This is a genomic window from Ruegeria sp. G12, assembly GCF_056533565.1.
Window position 1 is genome coordinate 40,464 of record NZ_JBQFOO010000010.1, and the last position, 15,928, is coordinate 56,391.

At 58.8% G+C, this 15,928-nt stretch carries 14 protein-coding genes and 1 tRNA gene; 8 read left to right on the forward strand and 7 right to left on the reverse strand.

The genetic code is table 11. The features are described from left to right. Positions 1 to 28: 28 nt before the first annotated feature. Entirely contained in the window at positions 29 to 676 is a 648-nt protein-coding gene (locus ACR0JN_RS19310; protein WP_480817883.1) for a GntR family transcriptional regulator, read from the forward strand. Here the strand turns inward: ACR0JN_RS19310 and ACR0JN_RS19315 are convergent. After that, entirely contained in the window at positions 673 to 2,544 is a 1,872-nt protein-coding gene (locus ACR0JN_RS19315; protein WP_480888136.1) for a glycosyltransferase family 2 protein, read from the reverse strand. The genes ACR0JN_RS19310 and ACR0JN_RS19315 overlap by 4 nt on opposite strands. A gap of 80 nt (positions 2,545 to 2,624) precedes the next feature. After that, complete coding sequence (gene carA / locus ACR0JN_RS19320) at positions 2,625 to 3,791, reverse strand: glutamine-hydrolyzing carbamoyl-phosphate synthase small subunit (protein ID WP_480888138.1); 1,167 nt, start codon at positions 3,789 to 3,791, stop codon at positions 2,625 to 2,627. Between the two features lie 183 nt (positions 3,792 to 3,974). On the opposite strand from carA, the gene ACR0JN_RS19325 reads away from it, so the two are divergent. Beyond that, entirely contained in the window at positions 3,975 to 4,454 is a 480-nt protein-coding gene (locus ACR0JN_RS19325; protein ID WP_480888140.1) for a GatB/YqeY domain-containing protein, read from the forward strand. On the opposite strand, the gene ACR0JN_RS19330 is transcribed toward ACR0JN_RS19325, so the two are convergent. The 3 genes from ACR0JN_RS19330 to ctaD form a co-directional block, all read right to left on the reverse strand. Continuing rightward, positions 4,451 to 4,948: a DUF2244 domain-containing protein gene (locus tag ACR0JN_RS19330; protein WP_480888141.1), complete on the reverse strand. Its 498-nt coding sequence runs from the start codon at positions 4,946 to 4,948 to the stop codon at positions 4,451 to 4,453. The two genes, ACR0JN_RS19325 and ACR0JN_RS19330, sit on opposite strands and share 4 nt — an antisense overlap. Positions 4,949 to 4,993: 45 nt before the next feature. Next, positions 4,994 to 5,593 carry a DsbA family protein gene (locus ACR0JN_RS19335; protein WP_480888142.1) on the reverse strand — a complete coding sequence of 200 codons (600 nt, stop codon included), beginning with the start codon at positions 5,591 to 5,593 and terminating at the stop codon, positions 4,994 to 4,996. Positions 5,594 to 5,749: 156 nt separating this feature from the next. Then, positions 5,750 to 7,408 (reverse strand): cytochrome c oxidase subunit I, encoded by a 1,659-nt coding sequence (ctaD, locus tag ACR0JN_RS19340; protein WP_480888143.1) that lies wholly within the window; start codon positions 7,406 to 7,408, stop codon positions 5,750 to 5,752. 285 nt (positions 7,409 to 7,693) lie between these two features. On the opposite strand from ctaD, the gene ACR0JN_RS19345 reads away from it, so the two are divergent. Continuing rightward, positions 7,694 to 8,113, forward strand: coding sequence for an HIT family protein (locus ACR0JN_RS19345; protein ID WP_480888144.1), 420 nt, complete (start codon positions 7,694 to 7,696; stop codon positions 8,111 to 8,113). A gap of 294 nt (positions 8,114 to 8,407) precedes the next feature. Here the strand turns inward: ACR0JN_RS19345 and lipB are convergent, their stop codons facing one another. Together lipB and ACR0JN_RS19355 are read right to left on the reverse strand one after the other, a co-directional pair. Continuing rightward, positions 8,408 to 9,064, reverse strand: a complete 657-nt coding sequence (gene lipB, locus ACR0JN_RS19350; RefSeq protein ID WP_480888145.1) for a lipoyl(octanoyl) transferase LipB — start codon at positions 9,062 to 9,064, stop codon at positions 8,408 to 8,410. Positions 9,065 to 9,103: 39 nt separating this feature from the next. Further along, complete coding sequence (locus tag ACR0JN_RS19355; RefSeq protein ID WP_480888146.1) at positions 9,104 to 9,763, reverse strand: DsbA family oxidoreductase; 660 nt, start codon at positions 9,761 to 9,763, stop codon at positions 9,104 to 9,106. 140 nt (positions 9,764 to 9,903) lie between these two features. Between ACR0JN_RS19355 and ACR0JN_RS19360 the strand changes: the two genes are divergently transcribed. The 5 genes from ACR0JN_RS19360 (at position 9,904) to ACR0JN_RS19380 (ending at position 15,901) form a co-directional block, all read left to right on the forward strand. After that, positions 9,904 to 9,990, forward strand: a tRNA-Leu gene (locus tag ACR0JN_RS19360). Positions 9,991 to 10,255: 265 nt separating this feature from the next. Beyond that, entirely contained in the window at positions 10,256 to 12,136 is a 1,881-nt protein-coding gene (locus ACR0JN_RS19365) for a glycosyltransferase family 2 protein (RefSeq protein WP_480888147.1), read from the forward strand. 89 nt (positions 12,137 to 12,225) lie between these two features. After that, positions 12,226 to 12,888: a class I SAM-dependent methyltransferase gene (locus tag ACR0JN_RS19370; protein ID WP_480888148.1), complete on the forward strand. Its 663-nt coding sequence runs from the start codon at positions 12,226 to 12,228 to the stop codon at positions 12,886 to 12,888. Between the two features lie 25 nt (positions 12,889 to 12,913). Further along, complete coding sequence (locus ACR0JN_RS19375) at positions 12,914 to 13,966, forward strand: glycosyltransferase family 2 protein (protein WP_480888149.1); 1,053 nt, start codon at positions 12,914 to 12,916, stop codon at positions 13,964 to 13,966. A gap of 27 nt (positions 13,967 to 13,993) precedes the next feature. Next, a complete protein-coding gene (locus tag ACR0JN_RS19380) occupies positions 13,994 to 15,901 on the forward strand; it encodes an ATP-grasp fold amidoligase family protein (protein WP_480888150.1) in 1,908 nt (635 codons plus the stop codon). The last annotated feature ends 27 nt before the right edge of the window (positions 15,902 to 15,928 follow it).

A 15,928-nucleotide genomic window follows, 5' to 3' on the forward strand; every position in this document is an offset into this window, starting at 1 on the left:
ATGTCCGAACGAGGAGACATAACACCACATGCGCCAGTCCCGACAGTCCAACAAGGACGCCTACAGCCTGATACTCGAAGCCATCGATGTGGGCGTCTACAAACCCGGCGATCGGCTGGTTGAAAGCGAATTGGCCGAGCGGTTTGGCGTGTCCCGCACTCCAATCCGCGAGGCGTTGCAGAGGTTGGAAACCCAGTCTTTGCTGGAACGGGACGGGCGGTCGTTGATCGTGGCGTCGCTGGACCACAACCAGATGGCTGAACTGTACGTCGTGCGGCGAGAGCTTGAGGGGCTAGCCGCAAGTCTGGCCGCGAAACACGCCACCGAGGAAGAAATCAGGGTGCTGCAGGACATGGTCGCCGCCGATGACGCGCTGGTCAACGATCCAACGGCGCTGTCGCGAGCCAACCGGCGGTTTCATGAGCAAATTCATCTGGCCTCGCACAACCGCTATCTGGTGCAACAGCTTGACCTTGTGCACCGCACGATGGCGCTGATGGCGACGACCTCGCTGGCCGTGCAAGGGCGTGGGGAGATTGCGCAGAACGAGCATAAAGGCATTGTCGAGGCCATCGCCGCCCGCGACGAAGAAGCCGCGGCGCGCGCGTTGAAAGACCATATCTCGATCGCGTTTATGACCCGTCTGAAACAGGATGCGGTTCGGCGGGAGGGCTAGGATTTAGGGGGCTGGTCTTCGCCAGCTTGCCCGTGTTGGGTTTTGTCCCAGAAGAAGGGATCTACGACCAGCTCCCAAAGGCCTTTGTAGGCCGCCAAAACACCCAACGGGTAGTACAGAACCATCGTCGGCACCCAAGGCAGCAGGAACCGGCGTTTCCCCGCGATCACTCCCAGCATCCCGACCAGTAGGTTGGCGGCTTCGGCGATCAGAAACAGGTAGACGCAGCCGGTTAGGAAGCTGGGCGTCATGATAGGCTGAAACGGATGGGGCAGGCCGAGGAAGATCAGCCAGAACACCCACAGGACCGGGGCCAGTAGGAACTGCCCCAACGTGCCAAGAAAGAACGCCTGTAGCCCCAGAAAACGCAACAACCCCAGATCGCGCAGCAATTGGCCCGGCGCGCGCATATGCACCAGATAGGTCACCATGAACCCCTTGAGCCAGCGCGAGCGTTGCTTGACCCAGGGCCAGGCGCGAAAGTTGGCCTCTTCATAGGTGGTGGTGTTGACGATTTCGGTCCGGTATCCGGCGCGGCTGAGGCGCACTCCAAGCTCTGCGTCCTCGGTGACGTTGTGGGCATCCCATCCGCCCAGTTCCAGCAGCTTGTCGCGGCGGAAGAAGAACGTGGTACCACCCAAGGGGACGACCAACCTCAACCGGGCAATTCCCTTTAGGATCACCCGGAACCACCCGCTGTATTCGATGGTGAAACAGCGCGACCGCCAGTTGGTGCGGGGGTTGTAATAGTCCAGCACGCCCTGCAGGCAGACGACATCCTCGGGCGCGGTCGCAAAGTGGCGGGCTACCGTTTCCAATTGATCTGGTACCGGCGCATCCTCGGCGTCCCAGACACCCAGAATGTCGCCGCGACAGAAATCCAGAGCGTAGTTCATGGCGCGGGGCTTAGTGGTCAGATCCCCGTGCTGAGGCACCACGATGGCGCGCATCCAGCTTGGCAGTTCGACCTGTTCAAGCGCCGCTTTTGTCACGTCGTCCTGTTCTTCCAGCACCAGAATGACGTCCAGCAGCGCCTTGGGATAGGTCAGACGGCGTAGCCGGGCGATCAGGATATCCGCGATCTCGCGTTCCTTGTAAAGCGGGACAAGGATCGAGACACAGGGCAGGCGGATCGGGCCATCGGCAGCCGATCGCGCCTTGCGTGGCAGCAGATAGGCGATCAGGCCCGACAGTCTGAGCGCCAGAAACAGCGCCAATGTGAGCAGCGTAGTGCCCAGCAACAGGCTAAGGCCGATGGTCGGAAAAAGTGTAATGAGTGTGGCCAGAAACAGCATCATCCCCAGCACCGAGCCGGTCCGCGCCCGGGCTGACCAGTTGCGGCAGCTTTGCCCGACGTTCACCCTCGTCTCTGCCGCTTGCGCCAGTGGCATCGCATAGTGACGGGCGATGGCGGCGTCGATCTGCTCGGGCCCGGCCAGAACCGGGACGATGGTCTGACCGCTGTCTTTCAGGGCTTCGGCAATGGCGGGGAATGCGTCCGGGCGCGCGGTCGCAACCAGCAGGATTGGACCCACGCGCATCCACGGCAACACGTTATGGGTCAGCCAGAACTCCACCGGTTTCAATGCGCAGAGGTCCGCAGGTGGCGGCATCTGGTCCAGATCGGCGATCTGCAGGCCGGTTTGCTCGGACAGGGCTGCAAGAACCTGCGCCCGGCTGGCCCAGCCTTCGCCCACCAGTATCTCACCCAGCGGCGCGTTCTGGCGCATCTGCATCCGCAAAGCCTGCGCCAGTTGGTCCGAGGTGATGATGCCTTGGTCCAGCAGGCAGGTGCCCAACGGTTTGCGCGACCGCGGCCCGGGTACCGGCTGCGCCTGCGTTTGACGCTGAAGCTTCAGTTCGACCATAAGAAAACCCTGCCGCAAATCACGCTGGGCAGGATTGCTTAAACAGGGTTAACGTGTGGTTAACGCTGATGATTTCGGCGTTAAGCCTGTGTTTTTTGATCCGCCATGGCTGCTGCGAACCGTTCAAACAGATAGAAACTGTCCTGCGGGCCGGGTGAGGCTTCGGGGTGGTATTGCACCGAATAGACCGGACGATCGGTCATGCGGATGCCGCAGTTCGATCCGTCAAACAACGAGCGGTGGGTTTCCACCACGCCCTCGGGCAGGGTTTGTGCATCAACGGCGAAGCCGTGGTTCATCGAGGTGATCTCGACCTTGCCGGTGTCCAGATCCTTGACCGGATGGTTCGCACCGTGATGGCCGTGGTTCATCTTGACTGTCTGACCACCAAGGGCCAAGGCCAGCATCTGGTGGCCGAGGCAGATGCCAAAGACCGGCAGGCTGGTGGTGTCCAGCACCTCTTTGATCATTGGCACCGCATATTCGCCGGTGGCGGCTGGGTCGCCGGGGCCGTTCGACAGGAAGACACCATCCGGCTCATGCGCCAGTACCTCGGCAGCGGTGGCGGTGGCGGGCAGGACGGTCACGTCGCAACCGGCCGAAGCGAGGCAGCGCAGGATGTTCCGTTTGGCCCCAAAATCCAGTGCCACGACCTTGTGCACGGGTGCTTCCTGCCGCTTGTAACCATCTGGCCAGGCCCAACGCATCTCGTCCCACCGATAGCTTTGGGCGCAGGTGACGTCCTTGGCCAGATCCATGCCTTCCAGTCCGGCAAAACCGCGCGCGGCGGCGATCAGGGCGGCGATATCGAAGTTTCCTTCCGGATCATGTGCCAGCGCGACATGGGGCGCACCTTGCTGGCGGATCGCGCGGGTCAGACGGCGGGTATCGACGCCGCCGATGGCGATGCGGCCACGGCGCGCCAGCCAGCTTTTCAGTTCTTCGGCCGAGCGCCAGTTCGACGGCTCGGTTGGGTCCCACTTGACCACCATGCCAGCCGCAACCGGATCGCCGGTTTCGTCATCGTCGGGGTTCACGCCCACATTCCCGATATGGGGGAATGTGAAGGTCACGATCTGGCCCGCATAAGAGGGGTCGGTCATGATCTCCTGATAGCCGGTCATGGCGGTGTTGAAACACAGCTCGGCCACGGTCTGACCGGTTGCGCCGAAGCCAATTCCGTAGAAAAGCGTTCCATCGGCCAATGCCAGACATGCGGTGGGCTTGGACGGGGCGTTCTGGGCCATGGCGCGACTCTCCTGCAAGGTAAACCGGCGCATACCTAAGGGGGATGAGGCGTTGGGTCAAGCCTGATCAAAATTTAGGCTATTGTTGTTTTTCAATGGGTTAAGCGCTTTCACCCCCTGTTGTGCCTGCCTTTTTGTTTCGATATGGTCGGGGTTCCTTTGCCATGGGGATGGACAGACCATATGGATATGCGATCACGGGTGAATGCCGCCCTGAAGCAAGCAATGAAAGACAAAGAGGCCGAGCGCCTGTCGACGCTGCGGTTGATCAATGCGGCGATCAAGGATCGGGACATCGCTGCACGGGCCTCGGACAATGAAGAGGTCAAGGGATGCGGCGACGCCGAGGTTCTTGAAATCCTTGGGAAAATGACCAAGCAGCGCAAGGAAAGTGCGCGCGCCTATGAAGAGGGCGGGCGGCTGGATCTGGCCGAGCGTGAGTTGCGCGAGGTCGATGTGATCGAGGAATTCCTGCCCAAGCAGTTGGACGACGACGAAGTCACCAAGGCGATTCAGACTGCCATCACGGCGACCGGCGCGGGTTCGATCCGCGATATGGGCAAGGTCATGGGTGAGTTGAAAACGCGCTATACCGGCCAGATGGATTTCGGCAAGGTCGGACCGATGGTCAAGGACCACCTCTGCGCCGCTTCAAACGGCTAGAGCGACTGCTCGGCGGGGTCGCGCAGTTTCTGAACCAAATCGTCATACAGGGTGATACGCTCATCCTCGGACAGAAACGCACCGATTTCGACCTCGCGCCCGTCGCCGATCAGGGTGACGTAATGTGGGACGGGTCCGCCTTTTTTGTGCATCTCGGGCCGAGCCCAATAACGGTTGCAGGACCATTCCTGTTGCTGTCGTCCGGGCGTGTGATGGACCAGATGCGCTTGGGTGCCGCTTAGCGTCAGCACTTCGAATTCACTGCGGGCGCGGTAGTTGGTCTGGATGGCATGCCACAGGCCCAGAACTGTCAGCAGCAGGAAGGGCAGCAACCCCCACAGGATCACCGATCCCAGCACCGCAAGCAGGGGTATCAGGCCAAACAGAAAGACCGACAGGATCACAATCATCGCCCCACGTTTGGGCAGCGAGTTATGTGGCCACAGGCGCAGCTGCTGTTCGGAGTCCGAGGTCTGATTCCATGCATACGGCATGTGAGAAAAATAGCGCAGCGCCGCGCCATGTCGAAGCGCAAATGATCAGATGACGTGGCCGACGCGCGCCCAGGACAGGGCATCGTCCAGACGGTCATCGCCCCAGAAGACCTCTCCGCGCACGACAAGGCTGGGCGCGCCGAATACGCCCAGTTTTGTGGCCTGCTCGGTCTCGGCCTCTAGCGCGGCGACGGCTTCGGGGCCGCGGGCGCGGGCTAGGGTCAGGCGCGGGTCCTGCTGGCAGCGCAGCAGAGCTTCGGACAGGGCGCTTTCGCTGCCGGCCTCGGTGCCTTCTTCAAACCAGATGCGATAGAGGTTCTGGGTGAACGCCTTGCCCCAACCAGCCTGCATGCCCATCAGGGCGACCTGATTGGCCAGCGCCAGATCGGTGATCGGGTAGGGGGCGGGCAGTTTGGCATGAATGTGGTACTTGGCCGCGCGACGCTCGATATCGCGCCACATATAGGCGGATTTGACCGGTTTGCCTGCAAAGGGCACGTTTTGCTGTTCAGACATCACGGTGCGCACGTTGAAGGGGCGCCACTTTACCGTTGCATCATTTTCCGCGCACCACTCATCCAGCCGCATGATTGTCAGGAAGCTGTAGGTGCTGCCGATGGAATACCAAAAGTCGATTTCGGGCATCTGAACACTCCGGTTTGCCGGATGGTTTGCCCGAACCAGAATAGCCTATTTTTGCCGTTCTGGCGACTTGGCCACGTTTTCAGCGCGTGAACCGGTTCTTATGCCAAAGAAAAACCCCGCCGGTTTTGGCGGGGTTTTGTTGGGTTTACCGTGGGATCAGTGCGCGTGGCCTTTGTCCCAGTCTTCCTGCTTTGGCAGCTGCTCGAACGTATGCTCGGGCGGCGGCGAGGGCAGGGTCCATTCCAGCGTGTCCGCGTATTCGTTCCACGGGTTCGGACGGGTCTCTTTCGCGCCACGCAGCAGGGCGTAGATCACGATGCCGAAGAACAGCAGGAACGAGGCGAAGGACACAAACGCACCAATCGACGACACGAAGTTCCACTGGGCGAACGCCTCGGGGTAGTCGATATAGCGGCGCGGCATGCCCTGACGGCCCAGGAAGTGCTGCGGGAAGAAGGTCAGGTTTGCACCGATGAAGAACATCCAGAAGTGAACCTTGCCCCAGAACTCGGAATACTGACGACCGGTCATTTTCGAGAAGTAGAAGTACACACCTGCGAAGATCGCGAAGACAGCACCCAAGCTCATCACATAGTGGAAGTGAGCCACCACGTAGTAGGTGTCGTGATAAGCGCGGTCGATACCGGCCTGCGACAGCACCACACCGGTTACACCGCCTACGGTGAACAGGAAGAGGAAGCCGAAGGCGAACAGCATCGGTGTCTTGAACTCGATGGAACCGCCCCACATGGTCGCGATCCACGAGAACACCTTAACACCTGTCGGAACCGCGATAACCATCGTGGCCAGCATGAAATACGCCTGCTGACGCAGCGACATGCCAACGGTGTACATGTGGTGCGCCCAGACGACAAAGCCCAGAACACCGATCGCGATGATCGCCCAGACCATCGGCAGATAGCCAAAGATCGGCTTGCGCGAGAAGGTGGCGATCACGTGGCTGATGATGCCGAACCCGGGCAGGATCACGATGTACACTTCCGGGTGGCCGAAGAACCACAGGATATGCTGATACAGGATCGGATCACCGCCACCGGCCGGATCAAAGAAGGTGAAGCCAAAGTTGCGGTCCATCAGCAGCATGGTGATCGCGCCCGCCAGAACTGGCAGCGACAGCAGAATCAGCCAAGAGGTGACGAAGATCGACCAGCTAAACAGCGGCACCTTGAACAGGGTCATGCCCGGGGCACGCATGTTCAGGAAGGTGGTGATCATGTTGATCGCGCCGAGGATCGAGGAGGCGCCCGATACGTGCACGGCGAAGATCGCAAGGTCCATGGACATGCCGCCTTCGGTCGTGGACAGCGGCGGGTAAAGCACCCAGCCTACGCCCGAACCCAATTGGTCGTTACCACCCGGAGACAGCAACGAGGCCACACCCAGCGAGGTACCGGCAACATACAGCCAGAAGGACAGGTTGTTCATCCGCGGGAACGCCATATCCGGCGCGCCGATCTGCAACGGCATGAAATAGTTGCCAAATCCGCCGAACAGGGCAGGGATGACCACGAAGAACATCATCAGAACACCGTGGTAGGTGATCATCACGTTCCACAGGTGTCCGTTGGGGGTACACGGGTCGGCCATGAACCCTTCGAGGCACATGTACTGCACACCGGGGTGCATCAGTTCGAGCCGCATATAGACGGTCATCGCCACCGAGATGAACCCGGCCAGCGCCGAGAAGATCAGGTAGAGAATCCCGATGTCCTTGTGGTTGGTCGACATGAACCAGCGCGTGAAAAAGCTGCGCTGGTCTTCATGATCGTGACCATGAATGGCTGCGTCTGCCATTTAGGTGCCTCCTGTTGCAACTACACCGCGCTGTCAGACCTCTCTGACGCGCGGGATTCCTGCTGGTTTTAGAATGCGTAGGGGCGACCTTCAATGGTCGAGTTTGATCTGGATCAAGATTAATTGTCGCGGGCAAGTGTCTGCCGCGCGATTTCCGGGTCCTGAACGGGTCCTATCTGGCTATTCCGGCCCTGAATTCAAGAGGGACAGTGTCGACATCTACCTTGACCCCTGCAAGGCCGCGCCGCAGAACTGTCGCAAACGCCCGAAAACCGGAGATCAGATATGGCCGCCTATGACCCCGAGAACATCTTCGCCAAGATCCTGCGCGGAGAAATCCCATCGACCCGCGTCTACGAGGACGACGACACGCTGGCCTTCATGGACATCATGCCGCGCACCGATGGTCATCTTCTGGTGATCCCCAAAACGCCCTGCCGCAACGTGCTGGATGCCTCGCCCGAACAGCTATCCGCGGTAATGGCGACAGTCCAGAAACTGGCGAGGGCTACGAAAGAGGCATTCGGAGCCGACGGCATCACCATCCAACAGTTCAACGAAGCCGCTGGCGGGCAAGAGGTGTTCCACCTGCACTTCCACGTTCTGCCACGGCACGAGGGCGTCTCGATGCGCCCGCCGGGCAATATGGGGGATTTCGACCTGATCGCGGAGCATGCGGAAAAGATCAAAGCCGCGTTGGCGTGATCCCGGAATGAGAATTGCCGTTCCGATTTTGGGTCGGAACGGCAGACTCGTACCAAACACTATACGGATTTCTCGGGGGCAGGCCCCGGTCGACCGGTTAACATACCACTCACTCAAGATTGGCAATTTCAGATTACGTGATTTCCGCCGCGCTGTATTCAACCAAAGCGCGTTTTGGTTAAAATTGGTCGAAAACCCGCGGTACTGCCGGTCAATTGTTGTGCTGACGGGAAACAGACGATCTTAGCGCGCAGAATTGTTGTTTGCCTGAATGTCTCAAAGTGATTCGAGGGATCAGGCCTCGGCGTGCTCAAAGACTTCGGCAAAGGTTTTCTGCAGGGCGGCGTCCAGGTCTGCTATGGTCACGGGCAACCCCAGATCGACCAGAGAGGTGACGCCGTATTCGGAGATCCCGCAGGGCACGATCCCAGTGAAATGGTCCAGATCCGGCTCAACATTGACCGAGATGCCGTGAAAGCTGACCCATTTTCGCAGGCGCAGACCGATGGCGGCGATCTTGTCTTCGGCCGGTTTGCCAGTGATCGTCTTGGGCTTGTCGTCCCGCCGCACCCAGACGCCCACGCGCCCGTCGCGGATTTCCCCGTTCACGTTGAATTCCGCCAGTGCCGCGATGACCCAGTTCTCCAACTGCTTCACGAACCGGCGCACATCGCGCCCGCGCGTGTTCAGGTTCAGCATGACATAAGCAACACGCTGGCCGGGCCCGTGATAGGTGTATTCGCCCCCACGTTGGCTTTCATACACCGGAAACCGGTCGGGGTCGGTCAGGTCCTCGATCTTGGCTGAGGTTCCGGCGGTATAAAGCGGCGGATGTTCCAGCAGCCAGACGCATTCATCGGCCTCACCCGCTGCGATGGCGGCGACGCGCGCCTCCATAAAGGCGACAGCGTCTTCATAGCTGGTCAGACCGTCGGTGATTTTCCATTCCATGCGGGCCTCATACCGTGCGGGGCAGGTGGGGGAAAGGGGTCAGGCGGCCTCGCTTTGGCAGCGCTGCAGGACCTGGCTGTAGGTCTCGGTCCCCTGCGCCCCGGTCAGCAGGTATTTCCCGGCAAAGACCATCGACGGCACGCCCGAGATCCCCTGGCTGGTCCAGAACTGCTGTTTCTCACGCACCGGGGCCGCATGCTGCCCCGAGTTCAGCGCCGCCCGCGCCGCGTCCGGGTCCAGTCCGGCCGCTTCGACGGCGGTCAGCAGGACCTCGGGGTCCGAGACATCCTGTTGCTTGGTGAAATAGGCCTCGAACAGCGCCAGCTTCAACGGGTGTTGCCGGCCTTGCGTTTCCGCCCAATCCAACAGCTGATGCGCTGCAAAGGTCTTCACGATCCGGCTGTCATCGCTGAAATTGAAGGTAAACCCCAGTTCCGCGCCCAACGCGGTCAGCTGCGCACGGGCTTGCTGGTTTTGCTCAGCGGTCGAGCCGTACTTCTCGGCAATATGCTCACGCAGGTTCTGCCCTTCGGGGGGCATGTTCGGGTTCAACTCAAACGGATGCCACCTGAGCCGCGCCAGCATGCCCTGTTGCTGCAGCGCCAGATCAAGCTGCCGGAACCCGACGATACACCAGGGGCAGACCACGTCGGACACGATGTCGATCTGGATGACGGGTCGGGTTTCAGGCTGGGACATTCGCGGTTCCTGTCAGATAAGGATGTCAAGGTTAAGTCCCAAAATATGAACGCGTCCCGAGATTTTAAACCACTGTGTTTTTGCCTCTTCACATCACCTGCGCCAACGTCTATACGCGCCTCTACCAAGCCAATGGCAGTGCGGTCGTGGCGGAATTGGTAGACGCGCAGCGTTGAGGTCGCTGTGGGGTAACACCCGTGGAAGTTCGAGTCTTCTCGACCGCACCATTTCATAGCAGTATTGCAACAAAATTGGCCGGCCATGTCCTGTTAAGAGCGCCGGTGTATTCGTTGGGAAATGCCCTGCCGAAAACAGTCTTGCTCGATCTTCCCGGCAAACTGCAGCCGACCAGATTTGAAACGCCGCGCGCGCGAATTCCGCGCGGTTCGGTTGCTTGCAAAGCGCTGCCGGGACACATAACAAAGCTGGGCGTCCAAAGAACCTGCAAGAAACAGGCAATGAGCGCAGCAAAACGGCTACAGGTGCTATCGGATGAGACTTGTCATTTCCACGATGAAGGACGAAGGGCCGTTTATTCTCGAATGGATCGCCTATTACCTGTCCATCGGGTTCACGCATTTCATTGTGAGTTCAAATGACTGCTCGGACGGCACCGATAAGATCCTTAAGCGCTGTGAAGAATTGGGATTCCTGAAGCATATTGACAACCCCGGGCCTTGGAAGTTTGGGCCTCAGGCCTCTGCCTATGCCAAGGCCATGGAATTGCCGTGGTACGACGAGGCTGAGTGGATTTTAGTGTGTGATGTTGATGAGTTTCTGGATATCCGCGTGGGCGGCGGTACCTTGGATGACCTGTTCCACACATTGCCGCATGCGGATGGGTTTGCGGCGCTGTGGCAGCTTTTTGGACATAACGGCATGGTGGAATTCGAAGATCGCCTCGTGGTGGAGCAATTTACCAGGGCCGGTCAGCTTGGGGCTGTCATGCCGCAAAATCTGCGCGCGTTCAAATCCCTGATCCGAAACAATGGCTCTTACCGCTCGATCAACACCCACAGACCCCGTGGCCCGGTTCGGGGAAAGGCGGATCGGTTCGCTTGGGTGGACGGGGACGGCGACCCTTTGCCACCTGCGATGCGGCGGCGGGGGTGGGCTTTTTCGACCACGGGTGCCGGGTTCGGGCGAAGCCTGTTCCGCATGAACCACTATGCCGTCAGGTCCATTGAGAGTTACCTGATGAAACGGCTGCGCGGGGACGTGAACACCACGGCCTTTCACCCGAAGATGGAGGCGACGGGACAGGCCTATTGGCACCTGCATTGCTACAATGATGTCGAAGAGACATCTATTCTGTCTAAAGTCCTGCGTCTTCGCGAGGTTTACGATCGCCTGCGAGCTGACAGCGTCTTGGGGGATTTGCACGAAAACGCAGTGGATTTCCATAAATCGAGAATTGCGATGATCCGCGAGACGGATGCGGCGAAAGAGTTTGTCCGAAAATATAAGAATTTTCGAAGCGGGCAGAACTTGAAAGCGCTGGATTTGGGGGTGATTGAGGAGGCAAACGCCTCCTTCGATGTTGAAACCTACAAAGATCCCGAGGTCAGCTTTGCTCAGGTCGCAAAGTGGAACCGTTTGGGACAGATGGCAAAAGTTCAAAGCCCTAAACCGAATAGTTTTCCATGGTTCGCCCGGCTCGACGCGCTTGAAACTCCGCTGGACTACGAAGTCGCCGCAGCACAGCATGCCAAGATCACGGATGCCAAGCAGGTTTCCCTTCCGTTCGACCCCAAAGACCCCACTCTGCTGCCCTCGGCATCGCCAGAGATGGAGCGAACAAAGGAACAGCGGCAGAGCTTTCTCAAATCGATCAGCGGGAAGAAAAACTGGGTTCTGATCGGCCATGTGGAGCCCGAACTGGTTGACGAAATACTGGCGCTAGATGCGGTGTCTCAGTTAACGGTGATCGGCCCCTGGGGTTTGTCATGGGACAGTTTCGCCTGCGCGGATACAACCCAGGACCCGGACCTTCAGGCGCTCGACCGGTCGTTCTACGCTTTTTTGGAATATTTCCGGCAACCCATCGTTGACGGGCGGCTGCGGGTCTACCGGGCGCTGCCCCCGTTGATGCTGAAACTGTTCGAGGACGAATCCGTCGGCGTGGTCATTATTCGCGGTGTCCGGGCCGAGCGTGTCATGACCCAGCTGCTCAGGCGGATCGACCGCGTTCTGGCGCCCGGCGGAAGCATCGCGTTTACCTCTTACCGCAGGGGGAAGGGGTCATATTCGGGTATGTCTGCAGCGATAAACAGTTTTCTGGGGGGCAATGCGGCCCGGTACCGTATCACCAGCCTGCAGCCACCGTGGCTTGGCATCGACAAGTTACCTCCACTTAACACTGAGGACATATAGTTTCTGGCTCTTGGGTCTTGGGCATGGTAGCCCTTCATCAAGTAACAAAGCGGGCTGGAATAAATGCCCGTCACCACAGTGAGGTCGAGATGTCAGACGAATCCAAGGTCATCGGTGCGATGCCCGGAAGCCAGAAAAAGCCCAAGGCGGCGAAGGCGACCAAGCGGAAGAACACGAAAGACGCCATTCGTCGGACCTTTCTCTCGCGCCTGCCCAAAGGCGGCGTCGCGGTTGAGATCGGGGTGTGGCAGGGAGAGTTCTCGCCGACCATTCTCAAGCTGCTGGAGCCCAGCCAGCTTTTCCTGATCGACCCGTGGAAGCACATCGGTGAGGAATCGCACACAACCGCTTTCGTCGGCCGGACCGAAGACGAAAAGATGGAGGCCATCTTCCAGAAGGTCGTCAAGACTTTCGAGAAAGAGATTGATGAGGGCAAAGTCGGCATCATCCGCGATTTCTCGGTCCCGGCGCTGCAGTTGTTCGAGGATGAGAGTATCTCGTTCGCCTACGTCGATGGCGATCATTCCTACGAAGGCGTGTCTGCCGATCTGGCGGCCCTGTTTCCCAAGATCAAGCCGGGCGGGATCATGGCCTTTGACGATTACCACCGCCGCGGTTGGTGGGGCGACGGTGTGATCCGCGCCGTAAACGAGTTTCTGGGGCTTCACCCCCGCGAGCTGCGTATCCGGGCAATCGCGGGCGCACAGATCGCGATTGAAAAGATCGTTCCGCAGGACGACAGCAAGCAATAAGACCACAAGGTATCGGGTAGCGGCGATGGGCAAACCTGAAAAAGTCCTGATTACGTCCATGAAGAATGAGGGGCCGTATATCCTGGAATGGGTGGCCCATCACACGGTGCTTGGTTTCGACAGGATCATCGTTTTCACCAATGATTGCTCGGACGGGACGAACCAAATCCTCAGACGTCTGCAGACTATGGGGCATGTGGAGTTTCACAGGAATCGGGTTGGCGTCGGGGGAATTCACCGGTCCGCCCTGCGTCAGGCGCGCCGTCTTCCGGCAGTGAAAGAGGCGCAGTGGATTTACGTCGGGGATGCAGACGAGTTTCTGAACATCCATGTTGGGGGCAACAGGGTCGACGACCTGATCGAAGCCACGCCGGATGTGGATGTCATCTCTATCCCTTGGAAGTTGTTTTCGAACAATGGCCGCCACGTGCTGCGCGATGCTCCGATCACCCAGCAATTCACCGATTGCGAAATGGATTTTGAGGACGGCGGGGCCGGGCGGCGTTTCGTCAAGTCGATGTTCCAGCAGGGGGAATTCTACACCCGCTATGGGCTGCATAACCCGCATCCCAAGCCGGACCTGCAGGCCGGCATATTTCGGTCCGTGCCGGGCGGTCATGCGAAAGAGCCCGCGCCGTTTGGAAACCACGTGGCACCCCCTTTCGGGTTCGAGGTGGCGCAGATCAACCACTACGCCGTCCGGTCAACGCAAGCCTATCTGGCCAAGCGCAGCCGGGGGCGGGCCAACCATTCTTCGCAAACATTGGGGACCGAATATTGGGATCGCTGGAACCGGGGCGGTACGCAAGACGACTCGGTTCTAAGGTACAAAGACGAGGTGAGCGCACTGGTTGAGGAGTTCAAGGCTGATCCAAAGCTAAGGCGGCTGCACAAAAAAGCCTTCCGGTGGCACAAGGATCTGATCGACCAGCTTCTGGAACTGCCGGAATACCGGGGCCTCTACGGTAAGCTCATCGACAAGCCTGCCGTTCAGTTCGTCGCCCGTGACCGCGGCACCCATGAACGACTAACAAAGGTCGCGGTGTCTGCTGTGACACCTGAGCCGCCCGAATCCTGATGGCATACCCTTCGGAGTAACGTGTTAATGGTTGTCGAAAACAATCTTCCGACGATTGGAATGCTCTGGCTGGAGGGGCCGCTAAGCTTCCTTGAGCAGATGTGCATGTTGTCTTTCGTTGCGAACGGGCACCGGGTGGTGCTGTTCCATTATGGTGAGGTTGAAAACGTGCCCGAGGGCATTGAACTGGTATCAGCGAACGAGATTCATGAGCCGAAACAGTTCATCATGAACAATCAGTTCAAAACACCTGTACCTCAGTCCGACATTTTCAGGCTGCAGCTTATGAAGAAAACGGATTTCCTGTGGTGTGATACCGATGTGTTCTCGATCGCGGCCATTCCCAAAGCAGACCATACTTTCGGCTACTTCAACAAGACCACGATCTGCAATGCAATCATGCGGCTGCCGGCTGACAGCCCTGCATTGACAGCGTTCACGGAATACAGCCTGGACCCATTCCCGATCCGCCCATGGGTGGAAGGCGCGAAAAGGGAAGAGCTTGAACGCCAGAAAAAGGCAGGGGAACTGCCGCACGCGTCCGAGCAGGCACACAGCGTTTATGGGCCCGAGGTCATGACGTGGTATCTGAAGCATTTCGATGAGATCAGGCATGCCAGTCCGATCCCGGTGTTCTATCCTCTGCCGTTCCGCCAGACCGGGCAGGCAAATGACATTCCTGCACGCGAGTTTCGCGGGAAATACCTGTCGGAAGAAACGCTTGCTGTGCACCTTTGGGGGCGCCGCATGCGGTGGTGGATTGCCAAAGGTGTCAAACGACATTCGTTCCTGGACCGCAGGCTGCGCAGTTTGGGCATTCGACCCGGCGACGCCCCGCTGCCCAGAAAGGGCAAGGCTGCACCCAAAAAGATAGAGTTTCCCGACGTTCTCCCCGCGTTGCGGTTGAGTCAGGAAGACATCAGCGCAGCGACAAACGGAATCCAATCTGTCGCACAGATATCCAAATCAGAACAGTATCTTAAGGTGGCGCAATCTGAGTTGGACAAAATACAGAGCAGCGATCTTTACCGGGTGAGCGGCACGCCCCGTCAAGGTTTCCAAAGGGGTTGGGACCACTACAGTAATGATGCCGCCCGGTTGAACGCGCTTTCGATGTCACTTTCGCGCTTTGCCAACAACCAGCGGTATCTGCCGGATTTGTCGAAGCCAAAAACTCTGACGGAAAAGCTTCTGGTCATGAAGCTTTTCGGTGAGATGCCGGAAAGCCCGGCGGCCGACAAGCTAACGGCCGAGAGTTTCATACCTTCATCTGCAAGGGGTCTGCTTACTCCGGTGCGAAGGTTTTGGGATTCGCCTGAGCCCGAGCTTCCCGAAAAGCTTGACCTGCAGCCGGGAACCTATTGGCTAAAGTGCAACAATGGTCAGGGGCAGAACTACCGCATGTCGTGGCCCGTGAACGTCGAAGAACGCGCGCTTGCGAACCAAAAGCTCATCGGTTGGAGCAAGAAGTCCATTCCACACGGATATTGGGCGGCGGAATGGTGGTATTCCACGATCGAAACGCGGTTCTTCATCGAAGAGGATCTGGCCCCCGAAGGCGAGGACATTATCGACTGGAAATTCTGGGTCGTTGCCGGAGAAGTGCAGCTTGTGCAGGTCGATAGGGACCGATCCCGTGGGCATGTTCAGATGATCCACGACCGGGACTTCAACTACATTCCGAAAGAGCTGTATTTCAAGACCAGCGACGACACCGAACCAAGGCCCGAACGCTATGACGATATGGTTCAGATCGCCGAGGCTATTGGGCAGCGCGTCGAATTCGCGCGGGTGGACCTCTATGCGATTGGGTCCGAGATATACTTGGGGGAGATCACGCTGTGCCCATTTGGGGGGAAACGAAAGATGCGCACGCCAGGGCTGGATGAGCAATTGGGCGACGCCTGGGTTGGGACGCGTCTTTTTCCAAACTGACAGGCAAGTTCAATCCAAGCTTCTGAC